Here is a 24,973-nt window from a genome sequence, read left to right as displayed (position 1 = left end):
CCCGAGGGCAACGGAGATCAGCGCGTGGTCGTGAAGCGGTGGGTAGTGGACCCCTACGCCTATCCGGAGGTGTACCGATTCTTCTCCGCGGCGGTGTTCCTCGGTCGCCGCCGACGCTGCTACCGGTCGATGCTGGATGTCGCCGGAGTGCGGCCCGGGCACGCGGTTCTCGACCTGGGGTGCGGCCCGGGAATCCTGACCGCGCTCGCCGGTGAGGTGTGCGGGCCGGGCGGCCACGCGGTCGGGGTCGACACCTCCCCCGCCATGGTTCGGCACGCGGCGAGCCAGGCGGGGGCGAACTGCAGGTTCGTCGTCGCTGCCGCCGAGGAGTACCAGGCGCCAGCGGGCTCCGTCGACGCGGTGGTCTCGTGCCTCGCCTACTACGACTTCCCCAGCGCCCACCGCCCGGAGATCCTCAAGCGGGCCTTCACTACGTTGCGTCCCGGCGGCAAGGTCCTCATCGTCGAGTTGCGCCCGAACCTGGGTTACCTGGGGCGCGGACCGGGCGCGGTTGGCTTGGCGGCGAACAACATCAGCACGGTCGCGATGGCTCTAGCGGACGCGGGCTTCGGCGAGGTCGAGGTGATCCGGTTCGGGCCGCTTGTGCACGGGGTTGTGGGGAGTAAGCCCGTCTTCCGAGGTGGGTGAGGGAACCGACCACCGTGTGGGGGTGTCCCACCGGGTATGCGGATGTGGTGGGTGGTCGTCGTGGTGCTGGTGGCCGGGTGTGGGGCCGGTGAGCGGGTGACGCTGGGTGATCCGCCGCGTGCGGTGTCGTTGGATGAGGTTGCCAAGGTGTCGGATCTGGGGTTCGCGGCGGGCGATGAGTTGGTGGCGGGGTGGTACTCGTACTTCCAGGAGTGGCACCTCTCCGCCCGGGTGCGGGTTGGGTCGGAGGAGCGGTTCCGGCGGGACAACGGGTTGGGCGAGCCCACGGCCGTGCAAGGGGCGTTCCGCAACCCAGCCAGTGACGCCGACGCGGATTGGCACCCGGATCCCGCGACCGGGGTGTCCCCGCAGGACACCGACGTGCGGCGTTCTGTCCGGTTCGTCACCGAGGGTGGTGCGACCGTGGTCTACATCCTGGTCCAGGCGGCGTGACCTTGGCGGAGCTGATCAACCGTGGGGCACGATAGCGGGCATGACCGAATGGGTCCGCCCGATCAGGCGGGGGTGGGTGGTCCGCGGCGAGGTGCCCGGGCCGGACGTCGACGAGTTCGCGGACGCCGACCGGGTGGTGGCGGCCCTGGCGCGGCCGGGGACCCGGGGATCGCTGCTGGCCGTGCAGCACCCGCACCGCACGCCCGCCGCGCTGGCCGCGAACCGGGACCTGCTCGACGTCCTCGCTGACGCGCGCCGGACCCTGCGGGAGCTGACCCGCACCGCGTACCGGCCGGTGGCCGACGTGATCGCGCCCTACCGGGTGGACGGTCCGGACGGGTCGGCCACCGGGGTGCTCTGCCTGGTCGACCCGGCGGCGGTGGGCGCGGACGGCGTGTCGTGGGTCCGCCACAGCGAACAGGTCTACCCGGAGGTCGTGGCCGAGCGCGCCGCCGTCCTCACCGGACTCGGGTGCGCCACCAGTGCCGCGCTGCTGATCCCGGTCGTCGACGGGCAGGTGCTCACCGACACCGTCGACCAGGCCATCGCGGCGGCCGGGGCGCCCGCGATCTCCACAGTGGACAGCGCGGGGCGCAGGCACCGGGTGTGGCTGCTCGGTCCCGGCCCGGTCCAGGACGCCGTGCTGGCGGTGATCGCGGCGCGGCCGTTGATGGTCGCCGACGGCAACCACCGGGTCGCCGCGGCCGCCGCCGCGGACCTGGGCGGGTTGCTGGCGCTCGTCACCGCCGGTCCTGGGCTGCGCATCGGCGGCTACCACCGGGTCATCACCGGCACCGGGCACGACGCCGACTCCCTGGCCACCGCTTGGCGCGCGGTCGGTCTCGACGTGCGCGAGGTGCCAGCCGCGACCCCGCCGGAGCACCCGGGATCGGTGGTCGTCGAGACGCACGGCCGGACCCTGTGCGTGGAGTTGCCGCCGTCGACCGCCATCGACCACGCGCAGGTCGAGACGCTGCTGTTGCACGACGCGCTGCGGCTTGATCCGGAGGGGACCCACGTGCGACCGCTGCCCGACGGTCGCGCGCCCGATGTCGAAGTGGACGCTGTGTTGCGATTGGCGCCGGTTCCGCTCGCACAGGTGCTCGCCGTGCACGCCGCCGGTGGGCGGATGCCGCGCAAGAGCACCTACTTCACACCGAAGCCGCGCAGCGGGCTGCTCCTGGCGGACCTGGACCGGTGACTAGGCGCTGTCCTGTAAGTCCGGTGGGTGGGATTCGTGATCCGCGTGGTTCCTGGGTGCGCGGACGGGAAGCCGCCCGTACCGGGTTGTACTCGGGTTTTCCGGCCGTGCGGCCAGGGGCCGCGCGGGCGCGGATAGCGCGTGCCGGACTTGCAGGACAGCGCCTAGGCCGCGGCGGGCTTGGGCTTGGGCTTGGGCAGGAACAGCCGGGTGACCGGCTCGACGACGCGCGCGGCGACGGGGCCGAGGATGGCCATCAGCAGCACGTAGGCGGTGGCCAGGGCCGCGAGTTGGCTGTCGACGGCGCCCGCGCTGACCGCCAGCCCGGCGATGACGATGGAGAACTCGCCCCTGGCCACCAGCGCGGCGCCCGCCCGCGCCTTGCCCAGGGTGGCGATGCCCTGCCTGCTCGCGGCGAACCAGCCGGTGCCGATCTTGGTCGCCGTGGTCACCACGGCCAGCGCCACCGCGAAGCCCAGCACCGGCGGGATGCTGCGCGGGTCGGTGTTGAGGCCGAACACCACGAAGAACATCGCGGCGAACAGGTCGCGCAGCGGTTCGAGCAGCTTGGTGGCGTTCTCCGCGGTCGACCCCGAGATGGCGATGCCCAACAGGAACGCACCGACGGCGGCGGACACCTGCAGTTGCGACGCGAGCCCGGCGACGAGCAACGCCGCACCCAGCACTCGCAACAGGAACACCTCGGGCTCGGGACTGTCCACGAGCACCGAGACGTAGCGGCCGAAGCGCAGCGCGACCACGAGGACGACGGTGACCGCGACCAAGGCGACGCCGACCGCGGTGAGCCCGCCGAGCAGCGTCGCGCCCGCCAGCAGCGCGGTCAGGATCGGCAGGTAGACGGCCATCGCCAGGTCCTCGAAGACCAGGATCGACAGCACGACCGGGGTCTCCCGGTTGCCCAGCCGACCCAGGTCGTTGAGCACCTTCGCCACGATGCCCGACGACGAGATGTAGGTGACCCCGGCCATCGCCAGCGCGCCGACCGGGCCCCACCCGAGCCACAGCGCGACCGCGGCGCCGGGCAGCGCGTTGAGCGCGATGTCCACGAGACCGGCCACCCACGACCGCTTCAGCCCCGTCACCAGCTCCGCGGCCGAGTACTCCAGGCCGAGCAGCAGCAACAGCAGCACCACGCCGATCTCGCTGGAGATCTCGGTGAACCCCTCGATGCCTTCTAAAGGCACCAACCCGCCCGCGCCGAAGGCCAGGCCGCCGATGAGGTAGAGCGGGATCGGGGACACACCGATGCGCCAGGCCAGCCGTCCGAGCACACCCAGCCCGAAGAAGACAGCGCCCAGCTCGATCAACGAGATGGAGGAATCGTGCAAGTGCCTTGCCCCGCTCAGCCGCGTTCGAGGACTTCGGTGGCCTTGGCCAGGCCATCCGCCGTGCCGACCGTGACTAACAAGTCACCACCGCCGAGCGCGAAGTCGGGCTGCGGCGACGGGTGCACGGTGCCCGCGCGCACCACCGCGACCACCGACACGGCGGTCCTGGTGCGCAGCGCGGTGTCCCCGAGGGTGCGGCCGTCGTACGGCGAGTTCGGCGCGATCGGCAGCTGCCGGGTGCTCACCCCGGGCGCCTGGTCGCGCAGCTGGGCGACCAGGTTCGGCGCGCCGAGCAGGTTCGCCAGCGCGGCGGACTCCTCCACGGTCAGCGGGATGGAGGCCACGCAGGAGTCCGGGTCGTCGTGGCGGGACACGACCAGGTCGAAGTGGCCGTCCCGGTGCGTGATCACACCGATCCGGCGCCCGGTCCTGGACACGAAGTCATGGCGGGTTCCGATCCCCGGCAGCGGGGTCACCTCGACGTTCACCACACCACGGTAACAAGTCCGCTGCCCGTTTCGTTCCCTCAGGCGGTCGCGTGCCGGTCGGCGAACAGCGCGGACAGTCGCGGCAGCCGCACCGCCACCTCGTCCTCGTCGGCGATGTCCCACGCATCGGCCCCCGGCCGCGACGCCGCGACGGCCAACCCGAGCCGCTCCAGCCCGAACTCCTCGCCGGTCACCTCCTGGTGCGCCTCGTGCGCGGCGAAGTCCAGGCTCTCCCACTCCGGCCAGTCCTGATCGGACCACTCCCGCATCGGCCTGGCCGCCAACGCCCGCACCTGCGCCACCTCGGCCAGGCTGTCCGGGTCCACCACCGCCCGCTCGAACACCACCCGCCCCAACGTCAACAACCACAGCTGGAACGACCGGAACCCCTCAGCAGAACACCCGTCCGCCACCACCCGAGCCGCGGCCCACATCGTCCACGTGTCCGCCGCCCCGCACACCACAGCCAACCGCCGCGCGAACTCCACCACCCCGGCCACCGGCAACCGCGTCAACTCCTCGGTCACCCACTCCGCGCGCTCATCCCGGTCCCCAGGCTGCTCCACCGCCCGCCCGATCAACTGCCAGAACGCCTCGTCGGTCATACCCGGAGATCATGCCGTGCCCCACCGACACCCCGACACCGTTCCCACACCGTCCGTCACCACCCGACCACAGCACGCCCCGAGCGCTCGCGCGCGGAACACGGTGCGGGCCGAGCGCATCGAACTCTGGTCACGACCGTGGAACCTGCCGAACACGGCGTGGGCCAAGCGCGAGGTGAACCAAACGCAAGGCGGGCCGTGGACCAGTGCAGGAGACCTACATGTCCACGGCGGTGTAGAGGGCGCCTACCTCGGTGCGGTTGAGGGCGCGCATGGAGCCGGGGCGCTGGTTGCCGAGGCGGACGTCGGCGATCTGGGTGCGGACGAGTTTGAGGACGGGGTGGCCGACCTCCTCGAGCATGCGGCGGACGATGTGCTTGCGGCCCTCGTGCAGGACGACCTCGACGAGGGCCTTGCCCGCGTAGCTGTCGACCAGGCGGAAGGAGTCGGCGCGGGCGGGGCCGTCGTCGAGGGTGACGCCGTCGCGCAGGCGCCTGCCGACGTCGCGGGCGACGGGGCCGTGGACCTCGGCGAGGTAGGTCTTGAGGACCTGGAACGACGGGTGCATGAGGCGGTGCGCGAGGTCGCCGTCGTTGGTGAACAGCAGCAGGCCCTCGGTGTCGGCGTCGAGCCTGCCGACGTGGAAGAGGCGGTCGGCGCGGTCGCGGATGTAGTCGCCGACGCACGGGCGGCGGCGGTCGTCCTCCATGGTGCTGTGCACACCGCTCGGCTTGTTCAGGGCGAGGTAGACGCGGTCCTCGCGGACCACGACGCGCACGCCGTCGACGTGGATGACCACGGCGTCGGGGTCCACGCGCTTGCCCTGCTCGCGCACGATCTCGCCGTCGACGCTGACCCGCCCCTGGTCGATGAGGTCCTCGGCGGCGCGGCGGGAGGCGATACCGGCGCTGGAGAGGACCTTCTGGAGCCGGATGCCCTGGGGGCTAGTTGACATCGTCGATCGCATCCACTTCTGGCAGCAACGGGGCGATCGGGGGCAGGTCCTCCAGCGAGGACAGCCCCAACCGCTCCAGGAACAACTCGGTCGTGCGGTACAGGATCCCACCGGTCTCGGGATCGGTCCCGGTCTCCTCGATCAGCCCGCGCACCACCAGGGTGCGGATGACGCCGTCGACGTTCACCCCGCGCACCGCGGCGACCCGGGACCGGGTCACTGGCTGACGGTAGGCGATGACGGCCAGTGTCTCCAAAGCGGCCCTGGTGAGCTTGGCCCGTTGCCCGTCGAGCAACAGCTTCTCCACGACCGGCGCGAACCGGTCGCGGGTGAACAGCCGCCACCCCTCCCCGACCCGGCGCAGGTCGATCCCGCTGCCCTGCTCGGTGTAGCGGGCCGCGATCCGCCGCAGTGCCTCCCGCACCCGCCGGACGGGCTGGTCGGTCGCTGTGGCCAGCAGTTCCGTCTCTGCGGGCGAGTCGACGACGAGCAGCACGGCCTCCAGCGCGGCGTCGAGGTCGGCGTCCTCGGTGAGGTCGGGGAACCCGGTCCCGGTCTGCACCAGGTCGTCGGTGTCCGGCTCGGCGGCGGCCTCGGCGGCGACCACAGCGGCGCCGTCGGCTGAGTCCACGGTCACACCGGCGGCGTCGGTCCCGGCCGCGTCGACGCCGTCGTCCACCGCGCCCGCGCCACCCCCCAACGGCTCCACATCACCGTCGAGCGGCTCAGCACCCGGAGCCGCGTCATCGCCGTCACGGGTCACGTCACCAGGTGCCCCGTCGGCCGCCGGGTCGGGAGCGGTCGTGCCCAGGTCAGTGCCAGCCAAGTTGTCGTCAGCCAGGTCGTCAGCCATAGTCCTCGTCCTCGGTGCCCACCGGCGCCGCCTCGACCCCGGCCTCAGCCTCGGTCAGCGGCCCACCGGTCCACTCCACGTGCAGTTCCCCCAGCGGGTCGACCTGTTCGAAGAGCACGGTCGCCTCGCGGTAGAGCTCCAGCAGCGCCAGGAACCGGGCCACCACCTCGATGGTGTGCTCGCAGTCGGCGACCAGCTCGGCGAAGCTCGCCTTGCCCAGTTCCGCCAGCCGGACCCGCAGCAGCGCCGCGGTCTCGCGGACCGACACCCGCCCCATGTGCAGGTGGTCGAGCGAGACCACCGGCGGCGGCTTGGGCCGGAACACCGCGACCGCGATGGCGGCGAAGCGCTGCGGGTCGACGCCGATCATGACCTCCGGCAGCAGCTCCTGGAAGCGGTCCTCCAGCGCCACCGACCTCGGGTAGCGGCGCAGCGCCCCGGCCTCCAGCTCGCTGAACAGCGCGGCGACCTGCTTGTAGGCCCGGTACTGCAGCAGCCGGGCGAAGAGCAGGTCGCGGGCCTCCAGCAGCGCCAGGTCCTCCTCGTCCTCGACGTCACCGGCGGGCAGCAGCCGGGCGGCCTTGAGGTCGAGCAGGGTGGCGGCGACGACCAGGAACTCGGTGGTCTCGTCCAGGCTCCAGTCGTCGCCGAGCGAGCGGATGTGGGCGATGAAGTCGTCGGTGACCCGGTGCAGCGCCACCTCGGTGACGTCCATCTGGTGCTGGGAGATCAGCTGCAGCAGCAGGTCGAACGGGCCCTCGAAGTTCGACAGCCGCACGGTGAACCGACCGCTCACCGCGACCGCGGGTTCCTCCTCGGTCACTGGCCGCCGTCCTGGCGCAGCTTGCGCACCAGCACCGAGTCCGCGCCGTTCTCGGCGAGGTCGGCCAGCGCGGTGGCGACCGCCTCGCGCACCACCCGGCCCCGGTCGACGGCGACGCCGAACCCGGCGCGCAGGGTCAGCCTGGCCTGCTCGAGGGCGAGCAGCTCCTCGTCGGAGACGTAGACGGTGATCTTCGAGCTGTGCTTCTGGCGCGGGGTGCCGCGGGGGACCGGGTCGAGCGGGTTGGTCACCGGGCGATCACCTCGCGGGCGAGCTGGCGGTAGGCCTTGGCCCCCGCCGAGCGCGGCGCCCAGGTGGTGATCGGCTCACCGGCCACGGTCGTCTCCGGGAACCGCACGGTGCGGTTGATGACGGTGTCGAACACGGTGTCCTTGAACGCCTCCACGACGCGGGCCATCACCTCGCGCGAGTGCAGCGTGCGCGGGTCGAACATGGTGGCCAGGATGCCGGTGATCTCCAGCTTCGGGTTGAGCCGCTCGCGCACCTTCTCGATGGTGTCGATGAGCAGCGCCACCCCGCGCAGGCTGAAGAACTCGCACTCCAGCGGGATGAGCACGCCGTCGGCGGCGGCCAGCGCGTTGACGGTGAGCAGGCCGAGCGAGGGCTGGCAGTCGACCAGGATGTAGTCGTAGGAGTCGAGCACCGGCCGGATGGTGCGCAGCAGCGAGTGCTCGCGGCCGACCTCGGAGACCAGCTGCACCTCGGCGGCGGACAGGTCGATGTTGCTGGGCAGCAGGTCCATGTTCTCGACGCCGGTGCGCAGCACGACGTCCTCGATGCCGACCGAGCGCTCGATGAGCACGTTGTAGATGGTGCGGTCGAGCTGGTGGGCGGGGATGCCCAGGCCGACCGACAGCGCGCCCTGCGGGTCGAAGTCCACCAGCAGCACGCGGCGGCCGAACTCGGTCAGCGCGGCACCCAGGTTTATCGTCGACGTCGTCTTGCCGACGCCGCCCTTCTGGTTGCACATGGCCAGCACGCGCGCCGGACCGTGGTGGTCGAGCAGCGCCGGTTCGGGGATGTGCCGCCTCGGCCGACCGGTCGGGCCGATCCCGGTACCGCTCACCTCCTCCGGGCCGTCGTCGTCAGCGTCGGAGGCTGCGCGCGGCGCGATACTCAGCTCCACGGCACCCCCGTGCGGAAGTGTCGACATGGCGATCTAGCTCCTTGTCGCCTGCGTTGCTCTCACGCGCAGCGTAAGGGGGTGCCGGTCAGCCACCAACGCGGCTCGCCGGTGCGGGTCGCACCTGTCGAGCCGGTTGTCAAGCCGCACCGGCTGGTTCCCTCAGCCCTCGGCCCGCACGACGGCGCCGAGCACCGACTCCAGCAGCCCGGGGAACCGGCGGTCCAGCTCGTCGCGGCGCAGCGAGAGCCAGCGCTGGTTGCCGTCGCGGCGGGTGTGGGTCACCCCCGCCTCGCGCAGCACCCGCAGGTGCTGCGACAGCGTCGACTTGGCCACCGAGACCTCCAGGTGCCCGCACGACAGCTCACCCGCGTCCGAGAGCTGGGTCACCACGGCCAGCCTGGTCGGGTCGCTGAGCGCGTGCAGCACCTCCGGCAGGGTCAGCCGCTCCATCCCCGGTTCGTCCACCTCGCCCATCGCGCCCATCGCGCACCTCCGGCGGAACAGAGTAGGGGAAGGATCATCGAAAACAGGTTGACTTCGGGAGTTTTCACCTCAACCGCGCACGCGGTGCTCCCGACTAGCCGATCGCCCTCGGGTGCGCCGTGGCGTAGACCTCACGCAGGGTGGTCACGGTGACCAGCGTGTAGATCTGCGTCGTGGTCACCGAGGCGTGCCCGAGCAGCTCCTGCACCACCCGGACGTCGGCGCCGCCCTCGAGCAGGTGGGTGGCGAAGCAGTGCCGCAGGGTGTGCGGGGACACCGGGACGGCGATCCCGGCGTGCTCGGCGGCGGCCTTGAGCACGTTCCACGCGCTCTGCCGCGACAGCCGCCCACCCCGGCGGTTGAGGAACACCGCGGCGGTACCGCGCCCGGCGGCGGCGAACCCGGGGCGCGCGCGCACGAAGTACGCGTCGAGCGCCTCCAGCGCGGGTCGTCCGATTGGGACCAGCCGCTGCTTGCCGCCCTTGCCGTCGAGCAGGACCGTGCGCTCGGTGGCGTCGATGTCGTCGCGGTCGAGGCCGACGACCTCGGAGATGCGGGCGCCGGTGGAGTAGAGGACTTCCAGGAGCGCGCGGTCCCGCAGTTCGCCGGGGGTGTCCCCGGAGGGCGCTTCGAGCAACCGCAGCACGTCGTCCACCGGCAGCGCTTTGGGGAGCCGTCGCGGCGGGGTCGGCGGTTTCACGGCGCGGGCGACGTCGTGCTCGACGAGTCCTTCCCGGACCGCGAACCGGTGCAGCCCGCGCACCGCGACCACGGCCCGTGCCGCCGAGGAGGCGGCCAGCGGCGGGTGGTCGGCGTCGCCCTCGCGCAGCAGCACCAGGAAGGACGTGACGTGCCGCTCCCCCACGTCCACCAGGTCCCGGACGCCGTGCCCGGCGAGGTGGTCGAGGTAGCGGTTGAGGTCCCGGGTGTACCCGTCGAGGGTGTTGGTGGCGGTCCCGCGCTCGACGGCGAGGTGGTCGAGGTAGGTGCGCAGCGCGGACACCACCGTGCCCCCGCCGCCCCGATCCATGGCGCGAGCCTAGCCGGACCAGCCGAACGGGCGATGGTGATCACGTATCGTGTTCGGTGTGACCGTCCCCGATGGCCCCGACGCCGTGCGCGTGGGCACCACCGAGCGCGAGGACTCCATGCGCGCACTCGGGGAGCACTTCGCCCAGGGCAGGCTGCCCATCGCCGAGTACGAACAGCGCGTCGGCGCGGCCGCGGAAGCGGTGACCCGGGCCGACCTGCGGGCCCTGTTCACCGACCTGCCCGCACCGCACCCGCCGTTCCTCGTGCCACCGACCTGGGCCGCCCCGACCCCACCACCGGCGCTGCCGTACTACCCGCCGCCGAACCCGATGTACGGCCGCGTCTCCCCGTACGACGAGGTGATGTCGGACAGGTCCAAGACCGTCGCGGGCCTCCTGCAGATCCTGCTCCCCTTCGGCGCGGGCCGCTTCTACACCGGCCACTACGCCATCGCCGTCCTGCAACTGCTGACCTGCGGCGGCCTCTGGATCTGGTGCATCGTCGACGGCATCATCCTGCTCGCCAACGGCGGCCGCGACGGCGAAGGCCGCCGCCTGCGCGACTGAGGTCCACACCCCGCACTTGCTCCGGCGTTCGCACACCGGCCGCGATCGGCTCTAGGCCCGGCGTTCGGACCTGTGAAATACCGAACGGCGGCGGGGGTCGTCGCTTGTGCGACTGACCCCCGCCGTCCGTGATCGGCTCTAGGTCCGGCGTTCGAAGGCGGTTGGTCTGCCTGACCAGGGGGCGTCCGCCGGGCGGGCCTCGACGACGCCGGTGGTGACGGCCTGGGCCGCCAGCAGTCCGGCCACCGCCGCGGCGTTGGTGATCTCTCCGGCCAGGACGCGGCGGACGGCTTCGGGGAGGGGGACCCGGGCGATGACCAGGTCGGCTTCCTCCTCGCCGAGGAGCACGCGGTCCACGGTGGACAAGCCGGTCGCCAGGTAGACGCGCACGACCTCGTCGGTGAAACCAGGCGAGACCGCGATGTCGACCAGCACCGACCAGGTCGCGGCGGCGAGTCCGACCTCCTCGACCAGTTCCCGGCGGGCCGCCTCCAGCGGGTCCTCGTCGGCGTGGTCGATCAACCCGGCGGGCAGTTCCCACAACCGGGCGCCGACCGGGTGCCGGTACTGGTGGATCAGCGCCACCGCGCCGTCGTCGTCCACCGCCACCACGGCGACCGCGCCGAGGTGCTCGACGACCTCGCGGTTGGCGGTCGTCCCGCCCGGCATGGCGACCTCGTCCAGGCGCAGCGCCAGGATCCGGCCGACGTGGATGTCGCGTGTGGACACCACGTCGAACACGTGCGTCCCGGCCTCGGGCTCGCCCGCGCTCACGCGTCCACCGCCACCGGCTCGTCCAGGTCGACCGGGAGCCGCTCGGCGCGCAGGTAGGTCAGCGCGGCGCCGACGAACCCGGCGAACAGCGGGTGCGGGCGGGTCGGGCGGCTCTTGAGCTCCGGGTGCGCCTGGGTGCCGACGAAGAACGGGTGCGTCTCGGCGGGCAGTTCGACGAACTCCACCAGCCGCCCGTCCGGCGAGGTGCCGGAGAACAGCACCCCGGCCTGGGTGAGCCGCTCGCGGTAGGCGTTGTTGACCTCGTAGCGGTGCCGGTGCCGCTCGGTGATCTCGCGCTCACCGTAGACACCCGCCACCACCGACCCGGCCGCCAGCGCCGCCGGGTACGACCCCAACCGCATGGTGCCGCCCATGTCCCGCTCGCCGGACACGACGTCCTGCTGGTCGGCCATGGTGCTGATCACCGGCTCGGTCGTGTCGTCGGCGAACTCCGCGGAGTTGGCGCCCGCGATCCCGGCCAGGTTGCGCGCGGTCTCGATCACCATGCACTGCAGGCCGAGGCACAGCCCCAGGATCGGCACGCGGTGCGTGCGGGCGTGGGTGATGGCGCCGACCTTGCCCTCGATGCCGCGCACCCCGAACCCGCCGGGCACCAGTACACCGTCCACCCCGGACAGCGCGGCCGCGGCACCGGCGGGCGTCTCGCAGGCGTCCGACGGGACCCACACGACCTCGACCTTGGCGCGGTGCGCGAACCCCCCGGCGCGCAACGCCTCGGTCACCGACAGGTACGCGTCGGGCAGGTCGACGTACTTGCCCACCAACGCGATCCGCACCGTCTCGGTCGGCTTGTGCACCCGGTCGAGCAGGTTGCCCCACACCGTCCAGTCGACGTCGCGGAAGGGCAGCCCGAGGCGGCGCACCACGTAGGCGTCGAGGCCCTCGCCGTGCAGCACCCGCGGGATGTCGTAGATGGACGGGGCGTCCGGCGCGGCCACGACCGCGTCGGTGTCCACATCGCACATGAGCGCGATCTTGCGCTTGAGCCCGGCCGGGATCTCCCGGTCGGCGCGGCAGACGATCGCGTCCGGCTGGATGCCGATGTTGCGCAGCGCGGCGACGGAGTGCTGCGTCGGCTTGGTCTTGAGCTCACCGGAGGGCGCCAGGTAGGGCACCAGCGACACGTGCAGGAAGAACACGTTGTCGCGGCCCACGTCGTGGCGGACCTGGCGGCAGGCCTCCAGGAACGGCAGCGACTCGATGTCGCCGACCGTGCCACCGACCTCGGTGATCACCACGTCCGGCGCCCGGTCCTGCTCGTCTGGCTCGGCCATCGCCCGGATCCTGGCCTTGATCTCGTCGGTGATGTGCGGGATGACCTGCACGGTGTCACCGAGGTACTCGCCGCGCCGCTCCTTGGCGATGACCGCCGAGTACACCTGGCCGGTGGTCACGTTGGCGGTGCCCGCCAGGTCGCGGTCGAGGAACCGCTCGTAGTGGCCGATGTCCAGGTCGGTCTCGGCGCCGTCCTCGGTGACGAACACCTCACCGTGCTGGAACGGGTTCATCGTCCCCGGGTCCACGTTGAGGTAGGGGTCGAGCTTCTGCATCGTCACCCGCAGGCCCCGCGCGGTCAGCAGTTGACCGAGGCTGGAGGCGGTGAGGCCCTTGCCGAGCGAGGAGGCGACGCCTCCGGTGACGAAGACGTGCTTGGTCGTCCGAGCGTGCTGCACCAAGAGGGCTCCCGTGGTCTAGATCGCGGTGGCGGTGTCGCGCTGGCCGCGGCTCAATGACCGCGCCGGTCCACGGGGTTTCATGCTAACACCAGCCGCGCGCAGGTCCGCACAGCGCGCGGCCCCGCCGTGTCGCCCGGGGGCGGTGGCGGGGCCGCGGATCGGGTCAGGGGGTCGGCGAGCAGGTCGTCGCGCCGATCAGGACGTCGCCGGAGATGCCCGACGGCGGCTGGAACCGGATGTGCGCCACGTTCAGCGTGATGCTGCCGTCCGACGGCGTGGTCACCTCCTTGAAGGTGATCGTCGCCAGGGTCTCGTTGAGCGCGCCCTTGAGCTCGCGCACGTAGTTGGTCGGCAGCGGGTTGGGCAGCGCGGTCAGACCGGTGAGCCCGCCGAAGGACCAGCCCGCGGTGGAGCCCTCGTTGTCGCCGACGCAGCTGACCTTCCAGGTGCTGATCTTGATGCGCGGGCCGCCGAGCAGCACCAGCGCGGACAGCTCGAAGTTCGAGCCGGTGGCCTCGGACTTGGTCTCGGTCAGGCCCTCGTCGGCGTCGACGACTCTGGTGGTGCACGACGAGGTGCCACCACCGAACTTCACCCCGGCGGCGCTGACGACGCCGGAGGACCCCGTGGCCTGGCCCGTGACCGAGCACTGGGCGATGGGCTGCAGGGTCGTGGGGACGCCCAGCCGGACCAGCGTGGCCGACCCGATGTGCGCCGTGCCCGGCGCGGCGACGGCCAGCGCCGGGGTGCCGGTCGCGATCAACGCGGTGAACGCGGCTGCCGCGGTGAACGCGAGCCGCGCCTTGGTGATGTGCCCCATCATTGCTCCTTGACCTCCCGTGGCGGAACGGACTTCCACCACGGGCGTCATCGGTTTCGACGGTCGGAAAATGACCAGCTGATCATGATCCTTACCCGTCCGGGAGCCCCATTCGCTCGTTGGTGAGGGATGCTCATGACCGCGCGCGACGACGTCACCCGCCCGGGCGACGGCTTTACTCGGAGGGGGCGCCGGGCGCGGCGGCCTGGGCGTTGCCCGCGCTGCCGTAGCGGCCCGCCCGCTCGGCCACCTGCTCGGCCAGCGCCAGCACCACGACCACCCGGCCCGCAGGCGTGTCCACATTGTCCACTGTGGACACGATCGAGGTCGCCGCGGTGTCGGCCCTGACCACGCCGATGGCACCGGAACCCTCGGCCGAGCCCGCTCCCCCGGCCAGCACCGCGCCCGCGCCGGAGCGGTCCACCTGGGTGGCGAACCGGGCGATCGTCGCGGCCTTGTCCCCCGCGTCGTCCCCTGTGGACGAACCACCGGTCAGCACCACGGCCAGCTGCGCGGGCTTGACCTCCGGCGCGGCGGCGAGGAACCCGCCCTCGGTGAGCCCGACGACCGCGGCGGCGGCCTCCTCCGGGGAGGCCTGCTCCTTGTTGTCCGCCTTGCTGATCAGCAGCAGCGGACCGAGCAGCCCACCCGCGAGCGTGCCCGGGTCCGTCGCGGTCGGCAGCTGCACGCCCGCCGGGAGCAACCGGATCACGATCTCCTTGAGCTGGTCGGCCTTGGCCGGGTCGGCGAACGCGTCGGTGAGTTGCAGCTCGCTGGTGACGCTGCCACCCCCGGCGGTCACCAGCGCCTTCACCGCGTCGCGGTCGGCCGGGCGCGCGTCCGCGGTGGTGATCAGCACGACGGTGCGCTTGTCCAGCACGCCGCGCACCGCGAGCGGGCCGATCGCGCCCGCGAACGAGTCGCCGTCGGCCAGCCGCGCGTTGAGCGCGTTGCGGTCCTGCTCGAGCTGGGCGACCTGGGTGCCCAGGTCGGAGTTCTCCGTGTTGAGCCCGGAGAGCAGCGACCGGCTCAGCGTCGTCGAGCCCAGCACCACGCCGACGGCGATGGCCAGGAAGACCGCGGCGATGGAGGTGATGTGGTAGCGCAAGGTGATCACGAGAACAGCCCCTTCACCCAGGAGAACGCCGCGGACCAGGTGTCGGTGAACCACTCCCCGTAGGCGGAGCCGACCCCGGACACCGCGATGGCGGCGGTGATGGCCAGCAGCGCGGCACCGACCATGACGGCCACCGCGGCCGCGGAGACCCGGCTGCGGTGCAACGTGGCAACGGCCTTGCCGTCGACGATCTTGGCACCGAGCTTGAGCCGGGTCAGGAAGGTCGACGGGTTGGACCCGGAGCGGCCCCGGTCGAGGAATTCGCGCAACGTGGCCTGGAAACCGACCGCGACGACCAGCGTCGCCTCGTGCGCGTCGGCCAGCAGCAGCGCCAGGTCCTCGGCGTTGCCCGACGCCGGGAAGGTGACCGCCTCGATGCCCAGGTCCTGCACGCGACCAAGGCCGGGCGCGTGCCCGTCGACGTAGGCGGGCACCACGACCCGGGCGCCGCTGCGCAGTGTCTCGGTGGCGAAGCCGTCGGGGTCGCCGACGATCACGTCCGGCCGGTGGCCCGCCGCGCGCAACGCGTCCGCGCCGGACTCGACGCCGATGAGCACCGGGCGGTGCTCGGCGATGTAGCGGCGCAGGCCGCGCAGGTCGGCCACGTGGTCGAGCCCGGGGGCGACCACGACGACCTGCCTGCCGCGCATCAGCACCGGGACCTGGGGCACGCCGATGCCGTCGAGGATCATGGTGCGCTCGCGGCGGAGGAACTCGATGGTGTTGGCGGAGAACGCTTCCAGCTGCGCCGACATCCCGGCCTTGGCCTCGATCATCTGGTCGGCGATGGTCTCCGCGGTCTGCCGCGTCCCGCTGGCCACCTCCCGGTCGCCGACGTAGACCGCGCCCTCGTGCAGCCGGACCTTGCTGCCCTCCTTGATGGTGCGCAGCGCCTCCTGGCCGACACCGTCGATCAACGGGATGCCCGCGTTCACCAGCAGTTCCGGCCCCAGATTCGGGAACCGCCCGGAGATCGACGGCGAGGCGTTGACCACGCCCGCGACCTCCGCGCGCAGCAGGGCGTCCGCGGTGGCGCGGTCCAGGTCGAGGTGGTCGAGGACGACGACGTCGCCGGGGTCGAGCCTGCGCAGCAGGTCACCGGTGCGCCGGTCGACCCGGGCGGGCCCGGTGATCCCGGGGCGCGGCGGCTGTGAGCGGCTGAGCAAACCCGAGAATCTCATGCGACCGATGGTGACAAACCGAGCGGGATTAGTCCGTTCGCCACGCCGCACTGGTCTGAACGGAGCATGAAGTGTGGCGGTAGGCTTCGCCGCTCTCGCTGCGGGTGGGCGGGGGGCTGGAGGAAGTCCGGCTCTCGTGCCTTCGCGTCGCTACGGTAGACGCCGTCCCCCCACACAAACAAGTCCACCCCATCGAGCCGGCCTGGCACCAGCGCCTTCGTGGAGCGCGTGTCGGCCAACGTCGGTGGCGGGTGCTTTAGGGCTAGGACTGGCGCTTCTTGCGGGTGGGGCGGGGTTTGCCGCTGAGCTTCCAGTCGTGTTTTTCGCCTTCGGCTACGCCTAGGAGTTCTTCGGCGTGGGCGCGGCCGGTTTCGGTGGAGTCCATGCCCGCGAGCATTCTGGCGAGTTCGACGACGCGTTCGCTGTCGTCGAGGGTGCGGACGTCGCTGCGGGTTACGCCGCCGTGGATGCCCTTGTCGACGATGAGGTGGCGGTCGGCGAAGGCGGCCACTTGGGCCAGGTGGGTCACGACGATCACCTGGTGGCTGCGGGAGAGCCTGGCCAGCCTGCGGCCGATCTCCACGGCCGCGCGGCCGCCGACGCCCGCGTCGACCTCGTCGAAGACAAGGGTCGGGACCGGGTCGGTGTGGGCGAGGACGACCTCGATGGCCAGCATGACCCGGGAGAGTTCGCCGCCGGAGGCGCCCTTGTGCACCGGGAGTGGCTGGGCGCCGTCGTGGGCGACCAGGAGGAGTTCGACGTCGTCGACGCCGTCGGCGCCCGCGTGCAGGTCGACTCCGCCGACGGTCAGGGCGAGCGGGTCGTTCGCCTCGGCGGGCCGGGGGCGGACGGAGATCTGCACGCTGGAGTGGGTCATCGCCAGGCCGCCGAGTTCGTCGGTGACGGCCTTGGCCAGCGCGTCGGCGGCGACCGAGCGGGCCTGGGTCAGGGTGGCGGCCAGCGCGCCGAGTTCGGTGGCCAGGGCGGCCTTGCGCGCGGCCAGTTCGCCGAGGGCCTCCTCGGAGGTGTCGAGCCCGGAGAGCTTGTCGACCGCGTCGCGGGCCCAGGTCAGCACGCCGTCGACGTCGGCGGCGTACTTGCGGGTCAGTGCCTTGAGCTCGGCCTGCCTGGCCAGCACCTGCTCCAGCACGGCCGGGTCGGCGTCGAGGCTGTCGAGGTACGCGGTCAGCTCGGCGCCCACGTCGGTGAGCAGCACGGCGGCCTCGGCGAGGCGGGGTTCGAGCTCGCGCAGCCTCGGGTCGTCGGACCCGGCGACGCGGCGCTGGGCCTCGCCGATCAGCCCGAGGGCGCCGGGGGCGTCCGGGTCACCGTCGGCGGCACCGGAGACGGCGTAGCTGGCGCCGGTCGCGGCCTCGCGCAGCTGGTCGGCGTCGGCGAGCCTGCGGGCGCGGTCCACCAGCTCGGTGTCCTCACCCGGCTGCGGGTCGACCGCGGTGATCTCCTCCAGGCCCATCCGCAGGATCTCGGCCTCGCGGGCCAGCTCCTTGGCGCGGCGGGTCCGGTCGTCGAGCTCGGCGGTGACCGCGAGCCACTGCTCCCGCACGGACCGGTACTCGGTGAGCACGTCGGCGATCTCGGCACCGGCGAACCGGTCGATCACCCCGCGCTGCTCGGCCGGGCGCAGCAACCGCAGCTGGTCGTTCTGCCCGTGCACCGCGATCAGCTGCTCGGCCAGGTCCTGCAGCACCCCGACCGGGACCGAGCGGCCCCCGACGTGGGCGCGGGAGCGGCCGTCGGTGCTGACGCTGCGCAGCGTGATGAGGCTGCCGTCGTCCTCGGGTTCGGCGCCCGCCTCGGTGGCCACGGCCGCCGCAGGCGTGCCCTCGAGCCCCTCGAAGCGGCCCTCGACCACGGCCTTGGGCTTCCCGCTGCGGACCCGCGACGCCTCGCCCCGGCCACCGGAGAGCAGGTGCAGGCCGGTCACGACCATCGTCTTGCCCGCGCCGGTCTCCCCCGTCACGACGGTGAACCCCGGGTGGAGCTCGAGCGTGGCCTCGTCGATCACGCCGAGGTCCTGGATGCGCATCTCGGCTAGCACAGGGCGCACCCTAGCGGCTCCCGGTGATCGCGGTAACCGCCCGCCCACAGGTTCACCGCGTCCGCCAGCCGTGCACGGGCAGGTCGAACTTGTCGACCAAGCGCTCGGTGAACGTCTCGTCACGCAACCGGGCCAGCCGGATCGGCTGCCGACCGCCGCGCACCTCGATGCGGGCTCCCGGCGGGATGTCGAAGGTGCGCCTGCCGTCGCAGCACAGCACAGCGGGCTGACCGTCGGGGTCGATCTCGATGCCGACGACCGACTTGGACGACACCGCCAGCGGCCGGGCGAACATGGCGTGCGCGTTGCTGGGGACCACCAGCATGGCCCGCACGTCCGGCCACAGGATGGGACCGCCCGCGGAGTAGGCGTACGCGGTGGAGCCGGTGGGGGTGGCGCACAGCACGCCGTCGCAGCCGAAGGAGGACACCGGGCGGCCGTCCACGTCAACCAGCACGTCCAGGATCCGCTCGCGGCTGCTCTTCTCCACGCTGGCCTCGTTGAGCGCCCAGGTGTCGGCGAGCAGCTCGTCACCGAGGTACGCCCGAACGTCGACGGTCATCCGGTCCTCGACCAGGTAGCCCTGCTCGACGACCAGCTCGATCGTCTCGGCGAGCGCGTCGGACTCCGCCTCGGCCAGGAACCCGACCCGGCCCAGGTTGACCCCGAGCACCGGGACCCCGGCGGGGTGGGCCATCTCGGCGGCGCGCAGCAGCGTCCCGTCGCCACCGAGGACGAACACCAGCTCGGTGCCCACGGCGGCCTCCGGCCCGACCGGCACCACCCGGCTGTAGCAGGACGGGTCCAGGTCGGGGGCCTCCTCGTCGACCACCCGCAGCCGCACCCCGGCCGCGGCGAAGCAGCTGGCGACCTTCTCGGCCACCCGCCGGTTCTCCGGCCTGCCGGTGTGCACGACCAGCAGGATCTCGCGCGGCGGCCGCTCGGTGTCGCGGATCTGCCCGGTGCCCTGTGTCACTGCGGTCCCTCCTGCACGGCGGTCGCCACCAGGTCCGCCACCTCGGCCTCGGCCAGCGGCTCACCGCGGCGCAGCCAGCCGAAGTACTCGACGTTGCCCGACGGCCCGGGCAGCGGGCTGGCGACCACCCCGTGCACGCGCAGGCCGAGCTCACCGGCGGCGACGAGCACCCGGGAGACGACCTCCACCCGCAGCTCGGGCTCGCGCACCACACCACCGGTGCCGAGGCGCTCCTTGCCGACCTCGAACTGCGGCTTGATCATCGGCAGCAGGTCGCCGCCGGGGCGCAGGCAGCCGCTGAGCGCGGGCATGACCAGGCGCGCGGAGATGAACGACAGGTCGGCGACGACCAGGTCGACCTCGCCGCCGATGTCGTCGGGGGTGATCGCGCGGGCGTTGGTGCGGTCCTTGATCACGACGCGGGCGTCGTTCTGCAACCGCCACACCAGCTGGCCGCGCCCCACGTCGGCGGCGACGACCTGGGTGGCGCCGCGGCGGAGCAGGACGTCGGTGAACCCCCCGGTGGAGGCACCCGCGTCGAGGCAGCGGCGGCCCTCGACCGCGACGGCGAACGCGTCGAGCGCGCCGAGCAGCTTGTGCGCGCCGCGCGAGGCCCAGCCCGGGTCGTCGTCGAGGTCCTTGACCACCACGGCGGCGTCGGTCTCCACGCCGGTGGCCGGTTTGCTGGCGACGGTGCCGCGGATGGTCACCCGCCCCGCGGCGATGAGCTCACTGGCGTGGTCGCGGGAGCGGGCCAGCCCCCTGCGGACCAGTTCGGCGTCCAGCCGCGCCCTCCTGGGCACCGCGTCAGACCTTGTCGATGCTGGCGAGCGCGGCGGTGAGCGCGACGTGCACCGCGTCGAACCGCTCCACGTGCTCGGCGACCGGCAGCGCGTCCAACCCGTCGAGCCCGGCGACCGCGTCGGCGATCGCCTCGTCGCGGACCGGATCCCGCGGCGGCCCCGGCGCCATCGAGCCCGGCGTCATCGGGGCCTGCGCCACCGGTCCGGACGACGGCGGTCCAGGCCTCATCAGCCCCGGCGACGGCGGTCCGGGGTTCGGGGGTCCGGGCACCGGGGACCCGGGGATCCGGGGCCCCGGGGTCGGGGTGAGGTCCACCTGCACTCCTCCACGCTAGCCGATGGGTACTGCTTCGCCGAGCGCGAACCGCCCGCGACCAGACCCGCGGCACGAACCCCCCGACGCCGCGCCGACCATGATCAACTCGCGTGGTGGGGCCCACCCTCCCGGGGTCTGAGGTCCCACGTTCGAGCCTATCGGAACCGGGGTGGTGTCAAGGGGTCCGCGGGTGGCCTGTGGATGGTTCGGGGGGTTGTGGACATCTGGTCCGGAGCCGGGTCCACAAGGGGTGTTGAGAGCGCCGGGCGGCTCTGACGGCGAGCGCGATATGCGTTAGCGGGGAGCGGTGAGGCCAAGGGTGGCGAGCGCGGGGTGGTCGCCGGTGATGGGTGGGGGCGTGGGGAAGGCCCAACTGGCGGCGCAGAGGGCGCGGAGCAGGTCGAGTGGGTCGCCGTCGCCGGTGACGGCGATCTCGTCGGGTCCGCTGCGCAGGTCCCAGCCCGGCTTGGGGCCGATCGCCAGGTCATCGGCGGGGGCGGTGATCGCGCCCAGGTCGGCGGCGATGTAGGTGGGGCGCGCCTCGGGTCCGGCGGCGATGACGTCGGCGGCGGTGGACACGCCGGTGAGCACCAGCAGCGAGTCCAGGCCCGCGGCGACGGCGCCCTCGATGTCGGTGTCGAGCCGGTCGCCGACGACGAGCGGGTGCCGGGCCCCTGAGGCGCGGACCGACTCGTCCATCAACGGGGTGGCCGGTTTGCCCGCCACCTCGGGTTCCTGCTCGGTCGCGTGCCGCAGCGCCGCGACGAGGGACCCGTTGCCGGGCAACAGGCCGCGCTCGGTCGGAAGCGTGCGGTCGACGTTGCAGGCGACCCACAGGGCGCCCGCGCGGATGGCGACCGAAGCCTCGGCCAGGTCGTTCCAGCTGAGGTCCGGCGACAGACCCTGCACGACCGCCCGCGCGCCGTCGGCCGTACGCACCGGGACCAGACCGACCCCGGTGATCTCGGCGGCGAGCGCGGAGGTCCCCAGGACCAGGACGTGGTCACCCTGCTCCAGCCGTCCGGCGAGGACGACCGCGGCCGCTTGGGCGCTGGTGCTGACCTCGTCGGCGGTCGCGGACACCCCGAGCCGGGTCAGGTGCTCGGCGACCTGGTCCGGGGAGCGCGAGGCGTTGTTGGTGACGAAGCGCACCGTGGTGCGCTCCGCCCTGGCCGCCGCGACGGCCTCCGCCGCCCCGTCGATGACCTGGCCACCGCGGTACACGGTGCCGTCCAGGTCGAACAACAAGGCGTCGTAGGCGTCGAGCAGCCGATCAGCCATCCACGGCGTCCTTACCGCTCTTGTCACCCACAGCGCTCTTGTCATCGCCGGGGGTGTTGTCGCTGCCAGGAGTCTTGTCGTCGTCCGCAGCCGTGTCGTCCACGTCGTCCGCGGAGTCCTTGTCGCTGACGGTGTTCTCGTCGGCGTCGGCGCTCTTGTCGTCGACAGTGTCGTCGGCGTCGGTAGCGCTATCGGCCTCGTCGTCACCGGACTCGTCGTCTACTTCGGACAGCTCGGCGCCCTCGTCCTCGACCTCGACGGTCTCGCCCGGCAGCGCGGCGGCGATCTCGGACTCGTCGGCACCCAGCTCGAACGCGCGCTCGGCGGCGTCGGTGTCCTCGTCGTCATCGGCCTGGGCGGCGTTGAGGAACCAGCGGATGGCCTCCTCGGTGCGCCCGGCGGCGGCCAGGTTGTCGGCGTAGGCGTAGAACAGGCGGGCGCTCCACGGGTCCCGGCGCTTGGCCTCGAGGTCCGGCCCCTGCAGGCTGACCACAGCCGCCTCGAGCTGGCCCATGTCCCGACGGGCACCGGCGCTGACGATCCGCAGCTCCACCGCGACGTCGGCGGGCAGGTCGCGGCCCGCCTCCTTGGCCAGTTCCAGGGCCCGCTCCGGCCTGCCGAGCGCGCGCTCGCAGTCGGCCATCACGGCGATGTAGGCGTTGCCGCCGCTCATCCGGCGGACGGCCCGCAGCTCGGAGAGGGCCTCGGCCCACTCCCCCGCGTGGTAGGCGGTCAGGCCGGCGGCCTCGCGGACCACGGCGACCCGGGCGGCGCGTTCCCGCGCGAACCTGGCGTGCACCAGGGCCCGCTCCGGGTCCTCGTCCACGAGCATGCCCGCGGCGACCAGGTGCTTGCCGACCAGCTCGGCCAGCGACTTGGGCAGGCTGCGCAGCCCGGCCCGGGCCTCCACGTCGAGCGCGGAGTAGTCCGCGCCCTCGGGCAGCGCGGGCCCGTACTCGACCGGCGCGGCGTCCCGGTCGCCCGAGTCCCGCTGCGGCCGGTCCCGGCGCCCGGTCACCTCGGCGAAGCGGGTGTCCCTGCTGTCCTCGCGGCGCTCGACCGGCCGGTCGGCGCGCTCCGGCGCGGCACCCGGGGTCTCGGTCGACACGAGGTCCGGCTCGACGTCGTCGGCCCGGAAGTGCCCACGGCCCGACGCCCGGAACCCCGAACGCTCGCCGTCACGGGGACCCCGGTCGTCGGAGCGCTGCGGCCGGTCACCGGACTTGCGGTCGTCCGAGCGGAAGGTGGGACGCGAGCTACCCCGGTCGTCAGACTTGCGGTCATCGGAACGGAAGGTCGGACGCGAGCTGCCACGGTCATCGGACCGGTAGCCACCACGGTCCGAGCGCGATCCACCGCGATCGCCGGACTTGTAGCCACCACGGTCAGAGCTGCCGAACTTCGAGCCACCCCGGTCGTCAGACTTGCGGTCATCAGAACGGAACGTCGGACGCGAGCCGCCACGGTCATCGGACTTGCGATCGTCCGAACGGAAGCTGGGACGCGAGCTACCACGGTCGTCCGACCGGTAGCCGCCGCGATCGGAGCTGCTGGGGCGGGATCCGCCCCGGTCGTCCGACTTGTAACCGCCACGGTCGGACCCACCGGAGCGGAAGCCGCCACGGTCGTCAGACTTGCGGTCATCAGAGCGGAACGTGGGACGCGAGCTGCCACGGTCGTCGGACTTGTAACCGCCGCGATCCGAACCACCCGAACGGAAACCACCACGATCCGAACCGCCGGAACGCGAACCGCCACGGTCGGAGCCGCCGGGCCGCGAGCCGCGGTCGTCGGACCGGTAGCCACCACGGTCCGAACCACCCGAGCGAGATCCGCCCCGGTCGTCCGACTTGTAGCCACCGCGGTCAGAGCCGAACTTCGAGCCGCCACGGTCATCCGACCGGTAACCCCCGCGGTCGGAACCCCGGTCAGCGGGCTTGTACCCACCGCGGTCCGAGCCACCGAACTTGGAACCGCCACGATCATCGGACCGGTAGCCGCCGCGATCTGAGCTACCGGGCCTGGAGCCGCCTCGGTCGTCAGAGCGGTAACCGCCCCGGTCGGAAGAACCCGTCGGGCGCGAACCCCGGTCAGCGGGCTTGTAGCCGCCCCGGTCGGAACCACCGAACTTCGAGCCCCCGCGATCGTCGGAGGACTTCTTGTAGCCGCCGCGATCCGAACCGCCGAACTTGGAGCCGCCACGGTCGTCCGACCGATAGCCACCACGGTCGGAACTCGTCGGGCGCGAACCGCCACGGTCAGAACTGCCGAAGCGGGAACCACCACGGTCATCGGAACGGAAACCGCCCCGATCGGAACCGCTGGAGCGCGAGCCGCCCCGGTCGTCAGAGCGGTAGCCACCCGAGGACCGCGAGCCGCCGCGATCGTCGGACTTGTAACCACCGCGATCGGAGCCGCTGGGGCGGGATCCGCCACGGTCGTCGGACTTGTAGCCGCCACGGTCGGAACCGAAGCGGGAGCCGCCGCGATCCGAACCGCCCGAGCGGAAGCCGCCGCGATCGTCGGACCGGGGGCCGCCACGCGAGGAGTCGTTGGAGCGGTAGCCGCCGCCGGTGGAGCCGCCACCCGGGCGGTAACCACCACGGTCGGAGCTGCCGCTGGCTCGGTAGCCGCCGCGGTCCTGGGAACCCCGGTCGGAGTCCGAGGAGCGGTAGCCGCCACGGTCGCCGCTGGGGCGCGAGTCCCGGTCCGAGCCGCGGTACCCACCGCGGTCGGACTTGTACCCGCCAGTCTTGTTGTAGCCGCCGCGGTCCGAACCAGAGCGGTTGTCGCCGCGGTCAGCGCCGCGTCGGGGGGTATCGCCTGCCTCGGGCCGACGACCTGACTCGTTGTCGCTGCGGTCCCCGCCGCTGCGTCGACCGAACTCCGACACCTGATCCTCCCGCTTGCGGGGCTGCCCGCACCTTGCTCCGACATGCCGAAAAGGGCCCGTGGTCTGACGCACGTTACACGTGCCTCACCACAGGCCCTTTCGGGAATGATTGTCCGGCGGCGTCCTACTCTCCCACACCCTCACGAGTGCAGTACCATCGGCGCAGGTGGGCTTAGCTTCCGGGTTCGGAATGGGACCGGGCGTTTCCCCACCGCTATGACCGCCGAAACACTATGAAACAATCACAACCTCGACCCACACCAGGCGCCCAGACATATACTGGTCGACCCCAGGCGTGGAGTGGTTGGTGTCTCAGACACCGTACAGTGGATGCGTAGCTTCTTTGTTGTAAGCCCTCGGCCTATTAGTACCGGTCGACTCCACCCCTCACGAGGCTTCCATCTCCAGCCTATCAACCCAGTCGTCTACTGGGAGCCTTAACCACTCAAAGGT

Annotated in this window: 25 protein-coding genes and 2 rRNA genes; 4 read left to right on the top strand and 23 right to left on the bottom strand. The window is 72.4% G+C overall.

The genetic code is table 11. From position 1 onward, the window contains the following. Nucleotides 1-24 precede the first annotated feature (24 nt). Genes LV79_RS27870 through LV79_RS27860 form a run of 3 tightly spaced genes read left to right on the top strand, consistent with a single transcriptional unit; the run spans nt 25 to nt 2,302 of the window. Entirely contained in the window at nt 25-648 is a 624-nt protein-coding gene (locus LV79_RS27870; protein ID WP_253841254.1) for a class I SAM-dependent methyltransferase, read from the top strand. A 36-nt stretch (nt 649-684) separates the two neighbouring features. After that, nucleotides 685-1,101 (top strand): hypothetical protein, encoded by a 417-nt coding sequence (locus tag LV79_RS27865; protein WP_253841253.1) that lies wholly within the window; start codon nt 685-687, stop codon nt 1,099-1,101. Between the two features lie 40 nt (nt 1,102-1,141). Further along, nucleotides 1,142-2,302 (top strand): DUF1015 family protein, encoded by a 1,161-nt coding sequence (locus LV79_RS27860; protein ID WP_253841252.1) that lies wholly within the window; start codon nt 1,142-1,144, stop codon nt 2,300-2,302. Between the two features lie 164 nt (nt 2,303-2,466). Here the strand turns inward: LV79_RS27860 and LV79_RS27855 are convergent, their stop codons facing one another. The 10 genes from LV79_RS27855 to xerD all read right to left on the bottom strand — a co-directional run bounded on the left by LV79_RS27855 (nt 2,467) and on the right by xerD (nt 10,035). Then, nucleotides 2,467-3,651: a cation:proton antiporter gene (locus LV79_RS27855; RefSeq protein ID WP_253841251.1), complete on the bottom strand. Its 1,185-nt coding sequence runs from the start codon at nt 3,649-3,651 to the stop codon at nt 2,467-2,469. 14 nt (nt 3,652-3,665) lie between these two features. Continuing rightward, on the bottom strand, nt 3,666-4,139 hold the full coding sequence (locus tag LV79_RS27850; protein ID WP_253841250.1) for a cation:proton antiporter regulatory subunit: 474 nt from the start codon (nt 4,137-4,139) through the stop codon (nt 3,666-3,668). Between the two features lie 38 nt (nt 4,140-4,177). Beyond that, entirely contained in the window at nt 4,178-4,744 is a 567-nt protein-coding gene (locus tag LV79_RS27845) for a DUF4240 domain-containing protein (protein ID WP_253841249.1), read from the bottom strand. 217 nt (nt 4,745-4,961) lie between these two features. Continuing rightward, nucleotides 4,962-5,699 (bottom strand): pseudouridine synthase, encoded by a 738-nt coding sequence (locus LV79_RS27840; RefSeq protein ID WP_253841248.1) that lies wholly within the window; start codon nt 5,697-5,699, stop codon nt 4,962-4,964. Further along, nucleotides 5,689-6,552 carry an SMC-Scp complex subunit ScpB gene (gene scpB / locus LV79_RS27835; protein ID WP_253841247.1) on the bottom strand — a complete coding sequence of 288 codons (864 nt, stop codon included), beginning with the start codon at nt 6,550-6,552 and terminating at the stop codon, nt 5,689-5,691. Before scpB ends, LV79_RS27840 begins: the two co-directional genes overlap by 11 nt. Next, complete coding sequence (locus LV79_RS27830; RefSeq protein ID WP_253841246.1) at nt 6,545-7,375, bottom strand: segregation and condensation protein A; 831 nt, start codon at nt 7,373-7,375, stop codon at nt 6,545-6,547. Before LV79_RS27830 ends, scpB begins: the two co-directional genes overlap by 8 nt. Further along, on the bottom strand, nt 7,372-7,689 hold the full coding sequence (locus tag LV79_RS27825) for a hypothetical protein (protein WP_253841867.1): 318 nt from the start codon (nt 7,687-7,689) through the stop codon (nt 7,372-7,374). Before LV79_RS27825 ends, LV79_RS27830 begins: the two co-directional genes overlap by 4 nt. Further along, complete coding sequence (locus tag LV79_RS27820) at nt 7,623-8,549, bottom strand: ParA family protein (RefSeq protein ID WP_253841245.1); 927 nt, start codon at nt 8,547-8,549, stop codon at nt 7,623-7,625. Before LV79_RS27820 ends, LV79_RS27825 begins: the two co-directional genes overlap by 67 nt. 132 nt (nt 8,550-8,681) lie before the next feature. Then, nucleotides 8,682-9,005, bottom strand: a complete 324-nt coding sequence (locus LV79_RS27815) for an ArsR/SmtB family transcription factor (protein WP_372495490.1) — start codon at nt 9,003-9,005, stop codon at nt 8,682-8,684. Nucleotides 9,006-9,099: 94 nt separating this feature from the next. Then, nucleotides 9,100-10,035: a site-specific tyrosine recombinase XerD gene (xerD, locus tag LV79_RS27810; RefSeq protein WP_253841244.1), complete on the bottom strand. Its 936-nt coding sequence runs from the start codon at nt 10,033-10,035 to the stop codon at nt 9,100-9,102. Between the two features lie 58 nt (nt 10,036-10,093). On the opposite strand from xerD, the gene LV79_RS27805 reads away from it, so the two are divergent. Continuing rightward, the gene (locus tag LV79_RS27805) at nt 10,094-10,603 is read left to right on the top strand and encodes a DUF1707 domain-containing protein (RefSeq protein ID WP_285470383.1); all 510 of its coding nucleotides are present in this window, start codon (nt 10,094-10,096) and stop codon (nt 10,601-10,603) included. A gap of 138 nt (nt 10,604-10,741) precedes the next feature. Here the strand turns inward: LV79_RS27805 and LV79_RS27800 are convergent, their stop codons facing one another. The 13 genes from LV79_RS27800 to LV79_RS27740 all read right to left on the bottom strand — a co-directional run. After that, the gene (locus LV79_RS27800; protein ID WP_253841243.1) at nt 10,742-11,377 is read right to left on the bottom strand and encodes an NUDIX domain-containing protein; all 636 of its coding nucleotides are present in this window, start codon (nt 11,375-11,377) and stop codon (nt 10,742-10,744) included. Next, nucleotides 11,374-13,071: a CTP synthase gene (pyrG, locus tag LV79_RS27795; protein WP_253841242.1), complete on the bottom strand. Its 1,698-nt coding sequence runs from the start codon at nt 13,069-13,071 to the stop codon at nt 11,374-11,376. The genes LV79_RS27800 and pyrG overlap by 4 nt, the downstream gene beginning before the upstream one ends. Before the next feature lie 166 nt (nt 13,072-13,237). After that, nucleotides 13,238-13,894: a hypothetical protein gene (locus LV79_RS27790; RefSeq protein ID WP_253841241.1), complete on the bottom strand. Its 657-nt coding sequence runs from the start codon at nt 13,892-13,894 to the stop codon at nt 13,238-13,240. A 175-nt stretch (nt 13,895-14,069) separates the two neighbouring features. Next, the gene (locus tag LV79_RS27785; protein WP_253841240.1) at nt 14,070-15,011 is read right to left on the bottom strand and encodes a copper transporter; all 942 of its coding nucleotides are present in this window, start codon (nt 15,009-15,011) and stop codon (nt 14,070-14,072) included. Further along, a complete protein-coding gene (steA, locus tag LV79_RS27780) occupies nt 15,008-16,192 on the bottom strand; it encodes a putative cytokinetic ring protein SteA (protein ID WP_253841239.1) in 1,185 nt (394 codons plus the stop codon). The genes LV79_RS27785 and steA overlap by 4 nt, the downstream gene beginning before the upstream one ends. A gap of 262 nt (nt 16,193-16,454) precedes the next feature. Further along, complete coding sequence (recN, locus tag LV79_RS27775) at nt 16,455-18,260, bottom strand: DNA repair protein RecN (protein WP_253841238.1); 1,806 nt, start codon at nt 18,258-18,260, stop codon at nt 16,455-16,457. A 43-nt stretch (nt 18,261-18,303) separates the two neighbouring features. Next, nucleotides 18,304-19,227, bottom strand: coding sequence for an NAD kinase (locus LV79_RS27770; protein WP_253841237.1), 924 nt, complete (start codon nt 19,225-19,227; stop codon nt 18,304-18,306). After that, entirely contained in the window at nt 19,224-20,030 is an 807-nt protein-coding gene (locus LV79_RS27765; RefSeq protein WP_253841236.1) for a TlyA family RNA methyltransferase, read from the bottom strand. Before LV79_RS27765 ends, LV79_RS27770 begins: the two co-directional genes overlap by 4 nt. Before the next feature lie 4 nt (nt 20,031-20,034). Then, nucleotides 20,035-20,346, bottom strand: coding sequence for a hypothetical protein (locus LV79_RS27760; RefSeq protein ID WP_253841897.1), 312 nt, complete (start codon nt 20,344-20,346; stop codon nt 20,035-20,037). Between the two features lie 294 nt (nt 20,347-20,640). Next, nucleotides 20,641-21,627 carry an HAD-IIA family hydrolase gene (locus LV79_RS27755; RefSeq protein WP_253841235.1) on the bottom strand — a complete coding sequence of 329 codons (987 nt, stop codon included), beginning with the start codon at nt 21,625-21,627 and terminating at the stop codon, nt 20,641-20,643. Next, nucleotides 21,620-22,735 (bottom strand): tetratricopeptide repeat protein, encoded by a 1,116-nt coding sequence (locus LV79_RS27750; RefSeq protein ID WP_253841234.1) that lies wholly within the window; start codon nt 22,733-22,735, stop codon nt 21,620-21,622. The genes LV79_RS27755 and LV79_RS27750 overlap by 8 nt, the downstream gene beginning before the upstream one ends. A 1,896-nt stretch (nt 22,736-24,631) precedes the next feature. Beyond that, a 5S ribosomal RNA gene (rrf, locus tag LV79_RS27745) occupies nt 24,632-24,748 on the bottom strand. 115 nt (nt 24,749-24,863) lie between these two features. Further along, nucleotides 24,864-24,973 (bottom strand): 23S ribosomal RNA (locus LV79_RS27740); the annotation flags it as partial.

The organism is Actinokineospora globicatena (assembly GCF_024171945.1).
Lineage (GTDB): Bacteria > Actinomycetota > Actinomycetes > Mycobacteriales > Pseudonocardiaceae > Actinokineospora > Actinokineospora globicatena.
This window is presented reverse-complemented; position numbering and strand designations above follow the sequence as displayed.